At 53.6% G+C, this 16,129-nt stretch carries 17 protein-coding genes; 13 read left to right on the forward strand and 4 right to left on the reverse strand.

Annotation, left to right across the window (positions count from 1 at the left end):
• Positions 1-66: 66 nt before the first annotated feature.
• From AB0A83_RS01440 to AB0A83_RS01450, 3 genes are all read right to left on the reverse strand, one after another.
• Entirely contained in the window at positions 67-456 is a 390-nt protein-coding gene (locus AB0A83_RS01440; RefSeq protein ID WP_150046199.1) for an exosortase system-associated protein, TIGR04073 family, read from the reverse strand.
• Positions 457-570: 114 nt separating this feature from the next.
• Entirely contained in the window at positions 571-2,847 is a 2,277-nt protein-coding gene (locus tag AB0A83_RS01445) for a Tex family protein (protein WP_150046200.1), read from the reverse strand.
• Between the two features lie 166 nt (positions 2,848-3,013).
• Positions 3,014-3,211: a hypothetical protein gene (locus AB0A83_RS01450; protein WP_150046201.1), complete on the reverse strand. Its 198-nt coding sequence runs from the start codon at positions 3,209-3,211 to the stop codon at positions 3,014-3,016.
• Between the two features lie 205 nt (positions 3,212-3,416).
• Here AB0A83_RS01450 and pap point away from each other — a divergent pair, with 205 nt between their 5' ends.
• The 7 genes from pap to AB0A83_RS01485 all read left to right on the forward strand — a co-directional run bounded on the left by pap (position 3,417) and on the right by AB0A83_RS01485 (position 9,540).
• Entirely contained in the window at positions 3,417-4,913 is a 1,497-nt protein-coding gene (gene pap, locus AB0A83_RS01455; protein WP_150046202.1) for a polyphosphate:AMP phosphotransferase, read from the forward strand.
• A complete protein-coding gene (locus tag AB0A83_RS01460) occupies positions 4,897-5,760 on the forward strand; it encodes a TRAP transporter TatT component family protein (RefSeq protein ID WP_150046203.1) in 864 nt (287 codons plus the stop codon). The genes pap and AB0A83_RS01460 overlap by 17 nt, the downstream gene beginning before the upstream one ends.
• Positions 5,761-5,783: 23 nt before the next feature.
• Entirely contained in the window at positions 5,784-6,794 is a 1,011-nt protein-coding gene (gene dctP, locus AB0A83_RS01465) for a TRAP transporter substrate-binding protein DctP (RefSeq protein ID WP_150046204.1), read from the forward strand.
• Positions 6,791-7,285 (forward strand): TRAP transporter small permease, encoded by a 495-nt coding sequence (locus AB0A83_RS01470; protein WP_367155242.1) that lies wholly within the window; start codon positions 6,791-6,793, stop codon positions 7,283-7,285. The genes dctP and AB0A83_RS01470 overlap by 4 nt, the downstream gene beginning before the upstream one ends.
• Positions 7,282-8,565, forward strand: a complete 1,284-nt coding sequence (locus AB0A83_RS01475) for a TRAP transporter large permease (protein WP_367155244.1) — start codon at positions 7,282-7,284, stop codon at positions 8,563-8,565. Before AB0A83_RS01470 ends, AB0A83_RS01475 begins: the two co-directional genes overlap by 4 nt.
• Positions 8,566-8,587: 22 nt before the next feature.
• On the forward strand, positions 8,588-8,950 hold the full coding sequence (locus tag AB0A83_RS01480) for a SirB2 family protein (protein ID WP_150046207.1): 363 nt from the start codon (positions 8,588-8,590) through the stop codon (positions 8,948-8,950).
• A gap of 215 nt (positions 8,951-9,165) precedes the next feature.
• Positions 9,166-9,540 carry a septal ring lytic transglycosylase RlpA family protein gene (locus tag AB0A83_RS01485; protein WP_232056740.1) on the forward strand — a complete coding sequence of 125 codons (375 nt, stop codon included), beginning with the start codon at positions 9,166-9,168 and terminating at the stop codon, positions 9,538-9,540.
• 71 nt (positions 9,541-9,611) lie between these two features.
• On the opposite strand, the gene AB0A83_RS01490 is transcribed toward AB0A83_RS01485, so the two are convergent.
• Positions 9,612-10,277: a Bax inhibitor-1/YccA family protein gene (locus AB0A83_RS01490; protein ID WP_150046209.1), complete on the reverse strand. Its 666-nt coding sequence runs from the start codon at positions 10,275-10,277 to the stop codon at positions 9,612-9,614.
• A 120-nt stretch (positions 10,278-10,397) separates the two neighbouring features.
• Between AB0A83_RS01490 and AB0A83_RS01495 the strand changes: the two genes are divergently transcribed.
• The 6 genes from AB0A83_RS01495 to AB0A83_RS01520 all read left to right on the forward strand — a co-directional run bounded on the left by AB0A83_RS01495 (position 10,398) and on the right by AB0A83_RS01520 (position 16,129).
• Positions 10,398-10,814 carry a group II truncated hemoglobin gene (locus AB0A83_RS01495; protein WP_150046210.1) on the forward strand — a complete coding sequence of 139 codons (417 nt, stop codon included), beginning with the start codon at positions 10,398-10,400 and terminating at the stop codon, positions 10,812-10,814.
• A complete protein-coding gene (locus tag AB0A83_RS01500; RefSeq protein ID WP_367155246.1) occupies positions 10,807-11,568 on the forward strand; it encodes a M48 family metallopeptidase in 762 nt (253 codons plus the stop codon). Before AB0A83_RS01495 ends, AB0A83_RS01500 begins: the two co-directional genes overlap by 8 nt.
• A gap of 557 nt (positions 11,569-12,125) precedes the next feature.
• A complete protein-coding gene (locus tag AB0A83_RS01505) occupies positions 12,126-12,947 on the forward strand; it encodes a VPLPA-CTERM sorting domain-containing protein (protein ID WP_367155247.1) in 822 nt (273 codons plus the stop codon).
• A gap of 131 nt (positions 12,948-13,078) precedes the next feature.
• Positions 13,079-13,819, forward strand: a complete 741-nt coding sequence (locus tag AB0A83_RS01510) for a hypothetical protein (protein ID WP_367155248.1) — start codon at positions 13,079-13,081, stop codon at positions 13,817-13,819.
• Positions 13,816-15,492, forward strand: coding sequence for a hypothetical protein (locus AB0A83_RS01515; RefSeq protein ID WP_367155249.1), 1,677 nt, complete (start codon positions 13,816-13,818; stop codon positions 15,490-15,492). The genes AB0A83_RS01510 and AB0A83_RS01515 overlap by 4 nt, the downstream gene beginning before the upstream one ends.
• Positions 15,493-15,532: 40 nt before the next feature.
• Entirely contained in the window at positions 15,533-16,129 is a 597-nt protein-coding gene (locus AB0A83_RS01520) for a cohesin domain-containing protein (RefSeq protein WP_367155250.1), read from the forward strand.

Here is a 16,129-nt window from a genome sequence, read left to right on the forward strand (position 1 = left end):
GTCGCTCGATCAAGCGACCGTTCCATCCCTTCGTTAAACGTGGGGGTAAAAGGTACCGGCTGATTGTTATGGGTTGGGATCTACGAATGCCGGTCCGTAGGTGGTTTCCTTGTAAAAATCATCCCAAACATAGATAGGGTCTACGATCGGTTCGCTCGGAATGGGCGCGGTGAATAAATCCAACATACCCACGCCCATGCGTCCGCCCATGTGCAACATGCCTTTAAGCGTGCCGCCGACGAAGCCGTAGGCGAAATTGCTTTGGTTGTTGATGATAATAATATTCTTGGGAATTTCCGCCATGCCCGTTGTCATGTTGGCCAGGCCGCTCAGAATTTTGTGGCCGAAAATTTCGCCATAGCTTACTGTAGAGTCTTCCTCCGCCCAAGCGGTATTGGTCGCTAATAAATTTAGGGTTACCGCCAAGACTGCCAGAATCTGTTGCTTTCGTTTCATAAATTTTCCTGTCAACGGGTGCGGGTTGAGATGGTTGCGCCGCGCATGCTCTGCTGTTGCAGCCCGAATTTTTACCGGGCTGCGAGCAAGGCAAGTATAGCAGAGCCGTAGTTGTTACTTTTTCAGGGCGCGGGCGAACGCGTTACTCATGCTGTTTTGTAACGCGGGTTGCGGCTTGGCCTTTTGCGCGGATTTCGCCGGCTTGTCTTTTCTAACCGGATCGGCTTCCTCTATGCCGCTTTTCATACTCAACGAAATGCGTTGCCGTGCTACGTCGATTTCCAGCACGCGGACTTTGACGACGTCGCCGGTTTTGACTACGCTGCGGGGGTCCTTGACGAAGGTGTCCGCCAAATGGGAAATATGCACCAGGCCGTCCTGGTGTACGCCGATGTCGACGAAAGCGCCGAAATTCGCGACGTTGGTGACTACGCCTTCCAAGCGCATGCCGGGTTGCAGGTCGGAAATTTTCTCTACGCCTTCCTTGAAGGTTGCGCTTTTGAACTCGGGACGCGGATCGCGGCCGGGTTTTTCCAATTCCTGCAAGATATCGGTGACCGTCGGCAGGCCGAATTCGATACTGGTGTAATTGGCGGGATTCAATTTTCGCAAAAACGGCGCTTGCCCTATCAGTTCGTTAATCGATTTGCCGGTGTCGTCCAGGATGGCATTGACGACCGGATAGGCTTCCGGGTGAACTGCCGAGGCGTCCAGGGGATTATCGCCATTGACGATGCGCAGGAAGCCGGCGGCTTGTTCGAAAGCCTTTTCCCCCAGGCGTGGCACTTTCTTCAGTTGTTCGCGGTTGGCGAACGGTCCGTTCTGGTTGCGAAAGTTGACGATGTTTTCGCTAATGCCGGCACTCAGGCCGGATACTTGTTTCAATAGTGCAGCCGATGCGGTATTGACGTCTACCCCGACTGCATTCACGCAATCCTCGACTACGGCGTCTAGCGTGCGGGCCAGCTGGGTTTGGTTGACGTCGTGCTGGTATTGGCCGACGCCGATGGATTTAGGCTCGATCTTGACCAGTTCGGCCAGGGGATCCTGCAAGCGGCGGGCAATAGAGACGGCACCGCGTAGCGATACGTCCAGTTCCGGAAACTCTTTGGCGGCCAGTTCGGAAGCCGAATACACCGAAGCGCCGGCCTCGGAAACCACGATTTTTTGTATCGGCAAGTCCTGGTGGCGCTTCATCAAATCCGCTACTAATTGATCGGTTTCCCGGGACGCGGTGCCGTTGCCTATGCTTACCAAGCGGACGTTGTGTTGGCCGATCAAGCGCGCAAGCGTGGCGATGGATTGATCCCACTGGTTTTTAGGCGGGTGCGGATATATGGTTTCGGTTGCGAGTAATTTACCGGTAGCATCCACGATAGCTACTTTAACGCCGGTGCGGATGCCGGGGTCTAAACCCATAGTGGTTTTATGGCCCGCAGGTGCGGCAAGCAGCAAGTCGCGCAAATTACCGGCAAAGACCCGGATCGCTTCTTGTTCCGCGGCTTCCCGCAAGCGCAGTTTTAAGTCCATGTCGATGCGGGTGAATAACTTGATCTTCCATGCAAAACGGGCCGTTTCCGCCAGCCAGGCATCGGCGGGTCGGCGGGTGTCGCTGATCTCGAGGCGACGGCAGACGAATTGCACGCATAATTGATGTTCTTCTTGGTCGTGCTCTGCAGGCTTCAACGATAATGTCAACAGGTCTTCGTTGCGGCCGCGGAACAAGGCTAGGGCCCGGTGCGACGGAATTTTATTGATAGCTTCGCGGTAGTCGAAATAATCTTTAAATTTAGCGGCTTCGGTTTCTTTGCCGCTGGTCAGCGTCGATTCCAGAATGCCGTTGTTCCAAATCCGTTCCCGCAGTTCGGTTATTAGTTCGGCGTCTTCGGAAATGCGCTCCATGATGATTTGCCGGGCTCCGTCCAATGCGGCGGCTATGTCCGGCACGCCTTTGCCCGCGTCTATATAACTTTGTGCGACTTGTTCCGGAATCAGATTGCGATCGAGCAGCAAGGCGTCGGCCAAGGGTTCCAAGCCGGCTTCGCGGGCGATTTGCGCCTTGGTGCGCCGTTTCGGTTTGTAAGGAAGGTAAAGGTCTTCTAATAAGGTTTTGGTTTCGGCCGCTAAAATAGCTTGTTCGAGTTCCTGGGTCAGTTTGCCTTGAGATCGAATGCTATCGAGTATGCTGTCGCGTCTGGCGTTGAGTTCGCGTAAATACAATAGGCGTTCTTCCAGATTGCGCAATTGCGTGTCGTCCAAGCCGCCGGTTGCTTCTTTCCGGTAACGAGCGATAAACGGGACCGTGGCGCCGGCATCTAATAATTCGACCGCAGCGGCGACTTGATTGGGATGGGCGGATAATTCTTGGGCTATGCGTTGGATGACGTCCATATTAAAAACTTAATCGGCTATGAAGCCGGTCATTTTACCAAGCGCCGGGATGTTTGCGGAAAACGGACTGGAGGACGAATATAGCGGAAACAAAAAAGCCATCTCCCAACGCGTTAGGAGATGGCTAGATCGTTTTAAGAGCTTATTATTGTTGTTGTAAGCTTGCTTATTCTGCTTGGCTCAGTACGTCGTTGTTGTAGTCTTTGTGTCCTTTCAGAACTTGAGCTTCTTGGGTAACGTCAGAAGCGCCGCCGTATTTCAAGTGTTCGGTTTCGCGGCTTTTCAGCAGGAATACACCAATGATAGCGATCAGAGTAACTGCGATGACGACGGTCATAGTGTTATCTTTTTCTTGTTCAGCCATTTTTAAATCCTCATTTGATTGTTGTAATAATAAAAGCCCTTTATAAAAAGGAGCAACTCGAGTTGCATGTCGAAGTTAGTATTATTCTTGGTCGACGGGGCATTTTTTACACGTAAATTTGTTTTGTGTCAAAACATAATTTTCATTCGTTTGCGTTATCGAACGGCGGGCTGCTGAGACGGCAGAAAAATTGAGGGGGTGTAAGGTGTTTGAGGTAGCTGAACTTGGGCATCGCATCGAAAAATCGGTGTACAAACAGCGGTCGGCAGAGCTGCGGAGCCGCTTGCTAACCATTCAAGATAAGTTGAAGGCTTATCCCTTTCCGGTGATCATAATCATCTCCGGGGTGGACGGCGGCGGTAAGGGCGAGGTCATCCATACCTTGAACGAGTGGCTGGATCCGCGCTATTTGCGTACTATCGCGTTGGCCGAGCCGTCCGACGAAGAACGGGAAAGGCCTAAATATTGGCGTTATTGGCGAACCTTGCCGGCCAAAGGCGGCATAGGTATCTATGTGGGGTCTTGGTATAGCGAGCCGATAGCGCAACGGGTTTATCGTAAAATCGACGACAATGCCTTACAGGCCGAGTTGGCTCGCATAAACCAACTGGAACAGCTATTGGCCGACGATAATGCCCTGATCATCAAGTGTTGGTTGCACTTGAAAAAAGAAGCGCAAGTGAAAAGGCTGAAAGATTTGGCGAAAAATCCGGCTACCAAATGGCGGGTAACGGATAAGGATCGTCAGCATCTGGGGCTGTACGACGAATTCATACAGGTCGCGGAAAAAGTGCTCAGCGAAACCGGTAACGTATACGCTCCATGGTTGATCGTCGAAGGTTCCGACAGGCGTTATAGCAGCGTGACGGTCGGACAATACGTGCTGGAACGCATAGAGCGGCATATCGGAGCATTCGACCGTGCGAGGAAAGAACGCCAGACGAGCCAGCCTGCGAATGATACTTTGGTGCAGCAAAATAATCTGCTGGATGTTTTGGATCTAAAGCTCAAGCTGCCCAAGTCGGAATACAAGAAGCAATTGGAAAAATATCAGGGAAAATTGAACGAATTGAGTCGTTTCGCGTTGGCGGCCAAACGTTCCAGCATTTTGGTGTTCGAGGGCTGGGATGCCGCAGGCAAAGGCGGGGCAATCCGGCGATTGACCGAGGCGATGGACGCCAGGCATTATCAAGTGATCCCCATCGCGGCGCCCAGTGACGAAGAAAGAGCCCATCATTATCTGTGGCGTTTTTGGCGACATATTCCTAGAGCCGGACAGGTGACCATTTACGACCGCAGCTGGTACGGCCGGGTGCTGGTAGAGCGGGTAGAAGCTTTGGCAAGCGAGGCCGAATGGCGGCGGGCTTATTCGGAAATCGTCAATTTCGAAGAGGCGTTGGTAGGCCACGGCATAGGGCTTGTCAAGTTCTGGCTGCACATCGATAAAGACGAGCAGTTGGCTCGCTTCAAACGCCGGGAAAAAACCGGTTATAAGCAATTCAAAATTACCGATGAGGATTATCGTAACCGGGAAAAGTGGGACGAATACCAAAAAGCGGTCAACGAAATGATAGCTCGCACCAGTACCGGCCGCTCGCCTTGGTTGCTGGTGGAAGCGAACGATAAATATTTTGCGCGGATAAAAGTGCTTAAAGCGTATTGCGAACGGTTGGAGGAAATGTTGGATGAAATGGGCAAATAATGCCGTTAAGCCGCTGTTATGGCTGGTTATGGCGGCGGCAACCAACGGCTGTGGCTGGTTGCTCGATTCCGCCACCGAGCGATTTGCTTCCGGTTTGCAGCAAGCCGTGATGGCGCATAGCGACCCGCAAACGGTCGTGCAAGCATTACCGGCGTATTTGTTGGCCTTGGAAGCGGCTTTGGCGAAAGATGCGGACAATCCGGACCTGCTGCTGACCACGGCGGACTTGTACAACGCTTATGTCGGCCTAATACCCGACGACCCGGCGAGAAAGCGCCGCCTGACGCAAAAAACCTTCACTTTGCTGCAGCAAGGCCTTTGCCGGCAAGGCTCTGCATGGTGCGATTTTCCCAAGCACTCTGCCGAACGCTTGCAAGCCCGGGTGGCCGAAGCCGAAGTCGCCGAGTTGGAAAATCTTTACCGGATAGGCACTATCTGGGCGGCGTGGATACAGGCTAGGAGTGACGACTGGAACGCCGTGGCAGGACTCGCGGCGGTTAAAGCCGTCATGCTGCGGGTGGTCGAGTTACAAGACGATTACCAACAAGGCAAAGCGCATGCGTACTTGGCCGTGATGGAAAGTTTGCTTCCCGAGGCTTTGGGCGGGCATCCGGAGCTGGCTAAGCAACACTTTGTTCGGGCTTTACAGCTGGCGCCGGATAATCAAATGTTCGCGGTCTTGTATGCCAAGCATTACGCTAGAATGGCGTTCGATCGCGATTTACACGACAATCTGTTAAAAAAGGTGTTAAGTACGCAAATCGATAAACCTGACTTGAATCTGGTCAACGCCTTAGCGCAACAGCAAGCGCAACAGTTGCTGGACAGCGCGGACGACTATTTCTGAATAACAATAACTACAACCTTCCTATGTTTTGCAAATTCATCAATGCCTTAGCTTTAGGTCTGCTATTGCTTCAGGCGCAATCGGCCGCAGCGGCCGTCACCTTGAAAATCGCCACCCTATCGCCGGACGGTTCTTTTTGGATGCAGAAAATGCATGCCGGTGCGCAAGCGGTAGAGAAACTAACCGACGGCAGAGTGGTGTTTAAGTTCTATCCCGGAGGGGCGATGGGGGATGATGCGACGGTGCTTAGGAAAATTCGCTTGCACCAATTACAAGGCGCAGCCGTTACCAGTAGCGCTTTGCGCACCGTCTATCCGGATATTCAGCTGTATAACCAAGTGTTGCTGTTTCAAAACGACAAAGAAGTCGATTACGTCAGACAGAAAATGGACGGCGAATTGATGCAGGGCTTGGAGCAGCAAGGCTTGGTGGCTTTGGGTTTCGCGGATGTCGGCTTCGCGTATTTGATGTCCACCGTGCCGATTACCACCTTGGCGGATATGCACAGCCAAAAAGCCTGGGTGCCCGATGAAAATCCGATAGCGCTGGGAGCCTTCAAAGCGTTCGATTTATCGCCTATCCCGTTACCTTTGCGCGACGTGTTGATGGGCTTGCAGACCGGCATGATTAACGTGGTGGCCGGTTCTCCGGTCGGGGCGCTGGCGTTGCAATGGCATAGCAAAGTCAAATATGTCACCGATCTGCCCATGTTGTATTTATTCGGCGCTCTTGTCGTCGACAAATCGGCATTCGAACAAATATCAGGCGAGGATCAAAAAATCGTTAGGGAAACAATGGCGGCGGTGATCAGCGAAATCGATAGGCGCGGGCGCCAGGACAATCAAGATGCCATCCAGGCCTTGCGCAATCAAGGTATTGAATTTATTAAGCCGGATCCTAATGCGGCGGCCGAGTTTACCCGAAAAATTCTCGATTCTTCCGCCGATTTTGAACGGGAAGCCGGCTTTAGCAGCGAAAAAGTTGCTCGAATACGCGAGTATTTAGGGGCGCTACGTTCACAAACACAGCCGTGACCGCGCGCTGGACGGCTAAATTGCGTAGGCTGTTGTTGGTTGCCGAGGATTTGTTGCTGGCCTTAGCCGCAATGTCGCTAATGCTGGTGGCAGTGGCGCAAATCATTTTGCGCAATGCATTCGGCAGCGGGTTGTTGTGGGCCGATGCCTATATGCGTATTGCGGTATTGTGGATAGCCATGTTGGGAGCGATGGTCGCCAGCAGGCACACCAATCACATTGCGGTCGATTTAGTGAGCGCGCATTTGCCGGACACCTGGCAGGCGGTTTTTCTGAGGTGCCGGCATGCGCTTACCGCCCTGATATGCGTGGCGGTTGCCTGGTTTAGCGGCGATTTCGTTGTGCAAGAGGCTGGCTATGCCGACATCGCTTTTGCCGGTGTTCCGGTCTGGTGGTGCGAGGCTATTTTGCCGATCGGATTTGCCGTCATGGCTTGGAGGTATAGCGCCGCCGCACTGTTCGCAGACACAGACTGTCGGAAAGACCAATGAGCGCATTGGCCATTCTAGTACCGTTGTTGCTATTGATTTTGGGTTTACCGCTGTTCGCGGTAATAGCGCTGGCGACCATTTTTGGCTTTTACCACAGCGGGATAGACTTGAGCGTAATTGGCGCCGAGATTTACCGCTTGAGCAATACGCCGCTACTGGTCGCACTGCCGTTGTTTACCTTGGCGGGCTATTTATTGTCGGAAAGCCGAACCTCGGAGCGGCTGTTACGGTTATCGCGCGCCTTATTCGGCTGGTTGCCTTTCGGCTTGTCCGCAATCGCGCTGGTGGTTTGTGCCGCATTCACCGCATTTACCGGTGCTTCAGGCGTGACCATTATTGCGTTGGGCGCATTGTTACTGCCCATTTTGCAACACGAAGGTTATCAACACCGCTTCAGTTTAGGATTGGTGACCACTAGCGGCAGCTTAGGCTTATTGTTGCCGCCGTCGGTGCCGCTGATTTTGTACGGCGTGGTCGTGCAGCAAATGGATGTTGCGGCGGAAAAGTTTACCCTGCAACAATTGTTTTTGGCCGGGCTGCTACCCAGTGTATTAATGCTTGCATTGTTGATTGCTTGGACGCCTTGGGCTAACCGCGACATGGCGGTGCAGCGAACGGCTTTCGCCTGGAGCGAGCTTTGGCAAGCCGGCAAAGCTGCGGCTTGGGAGCTGCCGTTACCGGCGTTTGTATTAATCGGCATTTTCGGCGGTTATTTGGCGTTGTCCGAAGTGGCCGCCGGTACCGCATTGTACGTGTTGATCGTCGAAATGTGCGTTTACCGGGAGATCGCGCCGTCGGCATTGCCGGCAATTGTCAGTAAAGCCATGCAGATGTTGGGCGGTATTTTGTTGATTTTGGGCGTGTCTTTGGCTTTTACCAATTACTTGATCGACGCGGAAGTGCCCACGGTATTGTTTGAATGGGTAAAGTCCCATGTGGACTCTAAGAACAGCTTTTTACTGTTGCTGAATGTGTTTTTATTGGCGTTGGGTGCGATTTTGGACATTTTTTCCGCATTGGTCATCGTGGTGCCGTTGATCGTGCCCATCGCCGTCGGATATGGCGTGCATCCCGTGCATTTGGGGATTATTTTTCTGGCCAACATGCAAATCGGCTATTTGACTCCGCCTGTCGGCATGAACTTGTTTATCGCCAGCTACCGGTTCGAAAAGCCGATTCCGGAGCTGTACCGTGCTACTTTGCCGTTTATGTTGATTTTGTTGGTCGCGGTGTTGATCGTTACTTACGTACCGTGGCTAAGTCTCTGGTTTTTACCCTGATCCATATACCCTAGGACGTTTTATGCTTAAACATTTACATTTGTTGTTTGTGGCCATCGTGATCGTTAGTTTCGTTGTGCGCTTGGCGGCCGCCGAATGGAAACCGGAGCTCAATCAGCAAAAGTGGTTGAAAATCGCACCCCACGTATTAGCTACGCTATTGCTGCTGAGCGGAATCGGCTTGGTGTTTCAAGGCAGTTGGTTGAGCGCTAACTTCGGTTGGATAGTCGCTAAAATCGTGGTGATGTGCGTTTTCATCGGCTTGGGCATATTGGCGATGCGCTCGCAAGGTCAGCAGCGTTGGCTGGCGGCGGCGGGGGCCTTCGTGAGTTTTTTTTATATCGTTAAAGTGGCTTTTAGCAAAGCAATTTTTCCGTTTTTTTAAAATTGCATAGCCACAAGTAAAAACATCGGCAAGCCCCTAATCGCGCTAGGCTAGCGATATGTGATATGGGCCACTTTTTGTAGCCAAAGTGCAACATTGGATGCTGTTCGGCCACGAAAAGGGTTGTCAAAGATTAGATGCTGGGTTACCCTGAACCGCCTTTTATCAATTTACTCGATGTAAGGAGGTGAAGGATGCGACAAAACAGATGGATTTTGAATGCCATATTTTCTGTTTCGCTGATGTCCTTTTATTCCGTCAGTTTGGCAAAGGCTGACAAACCGGTTGGCGATTCTTATCGAAAAACCGGTGTCGCTTCGATCTATAACGATAGATATCAAGGCAAAGCCACTAGCAGTGGCGAAGCCTACGATAGAAACGCTATGACCGCAGCGCACAATACTTTGCCGTTGGGTGCTACAGTGCGAGTGACCAATTTGCACAATAATCAAGCTGTAGTGGTTCGCGTGAACGACCGCATGCGTAAATCCAATAGCCGTTTGATCGATTTATCGAAGCAAGCGGCACGTAAACTTGGGTTTATCACGGCCGGTCTCGCCAAAGTAAAAATTGAAGTTTTAAGTATCTAAAGTTTCAATTTTTACCTCGTAAAAACAAAGCCCGGCATAGCCGGGCTTTTTTATGCCGCAAAACAAGACGGTTAATCGTCGCCGCCAAATACGCCCAACAGTTGTAACAAGCTGGTAAACAAGTTATACAGCGAAACGTATAAAGAAACGGTAGCCAGAATGTAATTGGTTTCCCCGCCGTGGATGATTTGGCTGGTTTGAAACAATATCATGCCGCACATCAACAGGATGAACATCGAGGCGACCGCTAGGGACAAAGCGGGTAGCGAAAATAAAATAGCGCCCAAGCCGGCGAAGAACGCCACCAATATGCCCACCATCAAGAATCCGGCCAAAAAGCTGAAGTCTTTGCGAGTAGTCAGCGCGTAAGCGGAAAGGCCTAAGAAAATAACGCCGGTACCGCCCAAAGCAGTCAAAATTAATTGATGACCGTTGCTAAAGGCATGTAAATACATGTTGAGTATAGGGCCTAGCGTCACGCCCATGAAGCCGGTTAAGGCAAACACGCAAGCGATGCCCAAGGCGCTATGGCTAAATCTATGGGTCAAATACAGCAGACCGAAATAGCCGACCAAGGTCACAATCAAGCCGGGGTGAGGCAAATTCAGGAACATTGCCAGCGCGGCCATGGCAGCGCTGAACAGCAGCGTAGCGGACAGCAATAGATAGGTATTACGTAATACTCTATTGGTTTCTAAAACTTCCGTTTGCGAACGAACGGCTGCATTTAAACGCATGTTAATATCCTCCTTAGGAATGAGAGCGTCGATAGGACTGTACGTTGGGGAAAGAGTTTCCAAACAGTGCGTTCCCGCGAGCTAGTATAAACAACATCAGTTGCGAGGGTGTAATTCGTCATGTCAGGTCAAACGCCTTACGACTTTATCGGCGGGGAGCCCGCGATTCGCGGTTTGGTCGACAGGTTTTATTTTTATATGGATATTTTGCCCCAAGCGCAAGCTATCCGGGCCATGCATCAAGCCAATTTGGCTACGGCAAAGGAAAAATTATTCAAATACCTGTCAGGATGGCTGGGAGGCCCGAATCTCTATGTAGAAGAATACGGCCACCCTATGCTCAGGATGCGGCATCTACCGTTCAGAATCGGTGCAGCCGAACGCGATCAATGGATGTTATGCATGAATAAGGCGTTAGAGGAAACGCCGATGGATTCCAGGCTCAGAGAGAATATTCGGCAAGCTTTGCAGCAATTGGCTACGCATATGATTAATCTGGAGCCCAATATAGCTCCGGCGCAGTCCGAGCATGATTGAACTGAAAATGCCCGCTTGGGCGGCAAAAAACGGACAGTCTTTCGAATATCAAGTGCGGCGCAGCGCCAAGGCGAAGCGGACGCGTATTGTGATCACCAACGAAAAAGTGGAAGTGGTGGCGCCGTTCGACGTGCCGGAGAGTCGAATTCAGGCTTTTATCGCAGCCGAGCAAGAGTGGATAGAAAAAGCGCTAAATCGGGTGCTTAGTCGGTCTGCCGGCGCCGGCTGTTTAGGTTTAGCGCCCGCCGACTATAGCGAAGGCGTGAACGTACCGTATCTGGGCCGCATGTTGCCGTTAACGATAGCCAAGACTACAACTAACAGGCTACGAGTAGAATTGCAGGGACTGGAGCACTTTACCGTCTATGTTCCGCAAAATCTGATCGGCGATCGTTCGGAACACATTCGCGCCGGGTTGGCAAGTTGGATGAGGCATCAGGCAAGACAACACGCGCAAGCGTTAATTGCTAAACATGCCGGTAAATTCGGCCTATATCCACGGCAATTACGTATCAAAACGCTAAAGTCGCGCTGGGGCAGCTGCGGACCGAACAACGATATCAACCTGAATTGGCTGTTGATGCTGGCACCGGCGGACATGCTGGAATATGTGGTGGTCCACGAGCTCTGCCATATCAAGCATAAAAATCATTCGCCGGCCTTTTGGGCCTTGGTGGCTGCGCACATGCCCGATTATCCGCAACGCCGGCAATGGCTCAAACAACATGGGGCCGGTGTGATGCGTGGTCTATAAAGTAGTGACGGCGGATGCTGGTCTACCGGGCACGCCGGGCCCTTCGCTCGCCACTGAGTTTTTAGGTTAAATGCCGCAAGGGGTGAGCAGAATGACTCAATTCAACAATGAGGCCTGTAAAAACAATTGCTTGTAAACCGCAACAATCGCGGCTTTTGTGTTATTTGCCGGTAAGCCCTATAAAGCTTCGGCAAATTGGCAGGATACCTCGCTAATTTTTTGGTTCGAGCCGGTTAGACTTTTGGCCGGGCAGAGCATAAAACTTATTTAAATTCATGTTGTTGTAGCTGTTGTTGCAATATCGTCCCCGCCCCTCGGCTGAGGCGGCGCCGACTTTAAACTTCAAAAAATTGGCGCGCTAAATGCTTTCCCGCTAGCGCGTTTCCTTTGCCGTTTTTATCCGCGGTTTTCTTTCCGAGTCATTTCGTTCCGGCAGCGGCCAAGCCGCGCTCTAGCGGAGACCAGCCGGCGGGACGCGCTCCTCTGTTTGGCGTCCCGATTGATTGAATCGCTCGCCGTGGTTTCGAAATTGACCTTCTACCGATAGGACTGACTTTATGACTTTAACTGGACCGATGACTTTGAATGCGCCCAGAGCGCTGGTGGCGGCTATGGTATTGTTGGCGGCGAATACCGCCGGCGCCGGTACTTTGAACGGAGGGGTATTTAACATTTCGTTCGACCATCCGGATAATTTGCTGGAAGGATTGACCCTGGGACCGGGTGCGGTTTCCTCCTACTATGTCGCTAATTTTTTCGATAAATCTTTAGCCGATTCCGAGGCCTTAAACGAAACCGGCGAACTGATCGCCGTGCCTAGCTACACCTACCCGGCCTCCGAGACGCTATCTTTCGAGCTTAATCCCACCAGTCTGGCAGGAACCGGGATTCCCTCCGGCAGCGGCGGCCGCAACAACCAGATCACGACGCTGGCTTGGGCGGCCGATCAAGACGCCTTGGTCGATGCTTCGAGTTTTAGCGCGACAGGCCAAGTCGGTTTGAACGGGGTGGTGATGACCCGCGGCAGCTTCGGCGGCACATTGATTTCCGGCGATTACAAATTTTCCTATATTGCCGCCCGCAACGACGGCATCAATAGCGGCTGGGCCTTAACCAACTACATCAGCTTCGCTTCCACCACTTACGATACCCGCAATATCAGCGTCACCACCGACGGGGATAGCCTGGTCTTTACCGGCGAACTGTGGTGGTCGCCCAGCACCTCGGCGTTTCTATTCGGCGGTGACGGATCGTCCTCGGCCGGACGCGCCGGAACTTTCAGTCTGATCTCTCCGGCGCCCGTACCGCTGCCGGCAGGCATTTGGTTATTCGCTAGCGGCCTCCTTGGCGTGATTGCTTCCAGGCGCCGCCAAGCCTAAGCGTCTCAGGCGTCCGACCGGTCGTGGTCGGACGCATCCGTTCAACCTTCGCCGAATCATCACCCATGTTATTTTATCGCTCAATTCGTTTGTGTTTATCCACCCTTTTCTCAGTCAAACTCGGATTTTGCATGCTGGCGCTGCTGAGCGTAACCTTATCGGTACGGGCCGCAACGGTTTCCGGCGGCAACATGATCATCAATCTGGATCGCGACGCCTTGGCGGCGGCCATCGCGCTGGACGCCACGCCGGCCCCGTCGATGTATCTGGAGGAGTTTTTCGACGCACAAGCGGCGAATAGCCGTACCTTCAGTCAAATTCTGGAAGATCATATCGTGCCGGGGGTGGCCGAAATTCCGGCCACCAACCTGAGCTTTGCGGTCAACGGCAGCCAAGTGAGCAATCTGACCGGGCGCTTCGGCAAACCGACCACGATAGACTTCGATCCCGCCCATTTCGAGAGCAGCGTCAGCGGCGCCATCGGCTTGGCGGGGGTGCTGCGTTACCGCATCGATATTGATTCGACGCACAACCGCATTCTATCCGGCGATTACACGCTGGAATACGATGCGAACAAGGTTGACGCCGGGTCCGGCCGGTCCGGCTGGACTTTGTACAACCACGTTTCGTTTGTTGCCGAGTCGTTCAATCTGTTCAATGTTGTCATGGATTTGGCGAATGGCAGTTTGATATTGACCGGCGATTTGGGGCTGGGCGAAGGCTACGATCATTTGTCCGGCAGCCGCGGGGCGCTGGTCGGCGACTTTCGTCTGGAAACCGCGGTGGTTCCGTTGCCGCCGGCCCTGGGGTTGTTCGCGAGCGGATTGTTGGCTCTGGGAATGCGCCGATTTACTAAGGGTGAGCGCGGATGAGCGCGGTGCACGATGCTGCGGATTTTGAACTGCCGCGGTACCTGCTAGGCGGCATTGCCTTATGGCTGCTGGCTTGCGCTCCGCCAAGCGCCTCGGCGCAGACGTATGCGACGGGGGCTTACCGTAGCGTACAGATCAATGTCGACGCGGCCGGTAACAATATCGTCGGCGACGCCGCCAACGAACCCACGCTGGCGGTCAATCCCCTGGATGCTAACAACATGGTCGCGGCCTGGCGTCAGTTCGATTCCGCCGCCTCGTCGTTTCGCCAGGGCGGCTGGGCCTATACCGGCGACGGCGGCGCACACTGGCATTTTTCCGGAGCGCTGACGCCGGGGGAAGGCCGCAGCAATCCGACCTTGGATGTCGATGCGCTCGGCCATTTTTATTATCAAAGTCTGCATTTCGATCCGAGCTACACCTTTGTCGATGAAATTCAGCTGCTTAAATCGCTGGACGGCGGGCGCAGCTGGGAAACCCCGGTATTCGCTTACGGCCAAGGCGGCGACAAGGCCCAATTGGCGGTGGATCGTAGCGGCGGCGCCGGCGACGGCCACGTGTATCTGAACTGGCGCGATTGTCTGGCGGAGCAATGTTTCAGCCGCTCGGTGGACCGCGGCGCCAGTTTCGAGCCGCCTATACAGCTGCCGATCACGCCGACCTTCGGGACGATGCGAGTCGGTAACGACGGTGAATTGTACATGGCGGGCCGGATCGAACCGCCGTTCTTCGACGAAGAAAACATGGACCGCAATCTGCATAAACACGTGTTCGTCAAATCGCTGAATGCCCGCGATGCAACGCGGACGCCTAGTTTCCAAACCAGAGAAATCGATTTGGGCGGTTGGGCGCCGTTGTTTCTGTTCAAACAAAATCCCAATGCCTACGGACCGGTCGGCGACGTGCAAATCGCGGTCGACACCTCGGCAGGTGCGCGCCACGGCGAGCTGTACGTGCTGGCCGGCGTCGATCCGCCCGGTGCGGACAATCTGGATATCAGCTTCGTTCGCAGCAGCGACGGCGGCGACTCCTGGTCCGCGCCGATACGGGTCAACGACGATCCGCAGGGCAAGAATAATTGGAACTGGTTCGGGATGATGGGAGTTGCGCCGAACGGTCGCATAGACGCGGTTTGGTACGACACCCGGGATAGCGGCAAATACCAAGTGTCCCGCCTGTATTACAGCTATTCCTGGGACGGCGGCCGCAGTTGGAGCCGGAATCAACCGGTCAGTCCGAGTTTCGATACCAGCATAGGCTTGCCGCACGGCTCGCAGAAAATGGGCGATTATTCGACCTTGGTGGCGCGCGAGGACGGCGCCAGCGTGGCATATGCCGCGACCTACAACGGCGAACAGGACGTTTACTATCTGAACGTATTTCCGGACTGCAACGGCAATGGCCGCTCCGATGTGTCGGATATCGAACAGCGCCGGGTGGGGGATGCCAATTTCAATCACATTCCCGACAGCTGCGAGACTATCAAGGTGGCAGCCGATCTGGACGGTGACCGCGACGTGGATAGGGCGGATTTGGCGCGGCTTGTGGCGCAACTCAACCGGCAGGTCGCGGCCGGCGATCCTATGGACCTGGACGGTAACGGCCTAGTCAACGCACTGGATGCCCGCAAATTGACCTTGCTGTGTACCCGGCCGCGTTGTGCCAACCAATGAGATTGTTTTCCGGAAATTGAAATTTACGAGGAGGATAGCTATGAACAGCATGTTTAGCCGGGTCTGGCTTTTGGCCTTGCTGTTGTCGAGTGCCACTGCCGCCAATGCCGCGCTCGAACTATCCCTGGGTTCGCGCCAATCCTGGGCGGTGTTGAGCGTGAGCATTGCGATTTCCGGTTTGGAGGCCGGCATCGCGCCGGCCCTGTCAGCCTACGATTTGGATTTGTACTTCGACGCTTCCCGCTTGGCTTATCTGGACACAGTGGTCGGTGACGGGCAATTGGGGGACGAACTGGACGTGTTCGACGCGGGTAACAACCTGATTTCCGCCTCGCTGTCCCAACCCGGCCGGTTAAATCTGTTCGAATTGTCGTTCGACGATCCGGCGGATTTAAATGCATTGCAAGCCGACACGTTTCGCCTGGCGCTTGTGAATTTCGTGGTGCTGCAAGCGGGCGAGACCACGCTGGATTTGACAATCAACGCCTTAGCCGATGCCGACGGCGAGGCTTTGTCGGCCAGTCCCGCATCGCTAACCGTTGCCGCAGTCCCTCTGCCGCCATCGTTGGTCATGATGGCGACCGGCCTGATGCTGCTGTACACACGCCGGCGAGAGCGAGGCCGGCAACCGGCTTAG

This window comes from Methylomonas sp. HYX-M1, from assembly GCF_040741385.1.
GTDB lineage: Bacteria > Pseudomonadota > Gammaproteobacteria > Methylococcales > Methylomonadaceae > Methylomonas > Methylomonas rhizoryzae.

Excerpts from the sequence above, each read along its gene's own strand:
- AB0A83_RS01440 (WP_150046199.1), bottom strand. The coding sequence starts at position 456 with ATGAAACGAAAGCAACAGATTCTGGCAGTCTTGGCGGTAACCCTAAAT.
- AB0A83_RS01445 (WP_150046200.1), bottom strand. The coding sequence starts at position 2,847 with ATGGACGTCATCCAACGCATAGCCCAAGAATTATCCGCCCATCCCAAT.
- AB0A83_RS01450 (WP_150046201.1), bottom strand. The coding sequence starts at position 3,211 with ATGGCTGAACAAGAAAAAGATAACACTATGACCGTCGTCATCGCAGTT.
- AB0A83_RS01460 (WP_150046203.1), top strand. The coding sequence starts at position 4,897 with ATGAAATGGGCAAATAATGCCGTTAAGCCGCTGTTATGGCTGGTTATG.
- dctP (WP_150046204.1), top strand. The coding sequence starts at position 5,784 with ATGTTTTGCAAATTCATCAATGCCTTAGCTTTAGGTCTGCTATTGCTT.
- AB0A83_RS01475 (WP_367155244.1), top strand. The coding sequence starts at position 7,282 with ATGAGCGCATTGGCCATTCTAGTACCGTTGTTGCTATTGATTTTGGGT.
- AB0A83_RS01480 (WP_150046207.1), top strand. The coding sequence starts at position 8,588 with ATGCTTAAACATTTACATTTGTTGTTTGTGGCCATCGTGATCGTTAGT.
- AB0A83_RS01490 (WP_150046209.1), bottom strand. The coding sequence starts at position 10,277 with ATGCGTTTAAATGCAGCCGTTCGTTCGCAAACGGAAGTTTTAGAAACC.
- AB0A83_RS01495 (WP_150046210.1), top strand. The coding sequence starts at position 10,398 with ATGTCAGGTCAAACGCCTTACGACTTTATCGGCGGGGAGCCCGCGATT.
- AB0A83_RS01500 (WP_367155246.1), top strand. The coding sequence starts at position 10,807 with ATGATTGAACTGAAAATGCCCGCTTGGGCGGCAAAAAACGGACAGTCT.
- AB0A83_RS01505 (WP_367155247.1), top strand. The coding sequence starts at position 12,126 with ATGACTTTAACTGGACCGATGACTTTGAATGCGCCCAGAGCGCTGGTG.
- AB0A83_RS01510 (WP_367155248.1), top strand. The coding sequence starts at position 13,079 with ATGCTGGCGCTGCTGAGCGTAACCTTATCGGTACGGGCCGCAACGGTT.
- AB0A83_RS01515 (WP_367155249.1), top strand. The coding sequence starts at position 13,816 with ATGAGCGCGGTGCACGATGCTGCGGATTTTGAACTGCCGCGGTACCTG.
- AB0A83_RS01520 (WP_367155250.1), top strand. The coding sequence starts at position 15,533 with ATGAACAGCATGTTTAGCCGGGTCTGGCTTTTGGCCTTGCTGTTGTCG.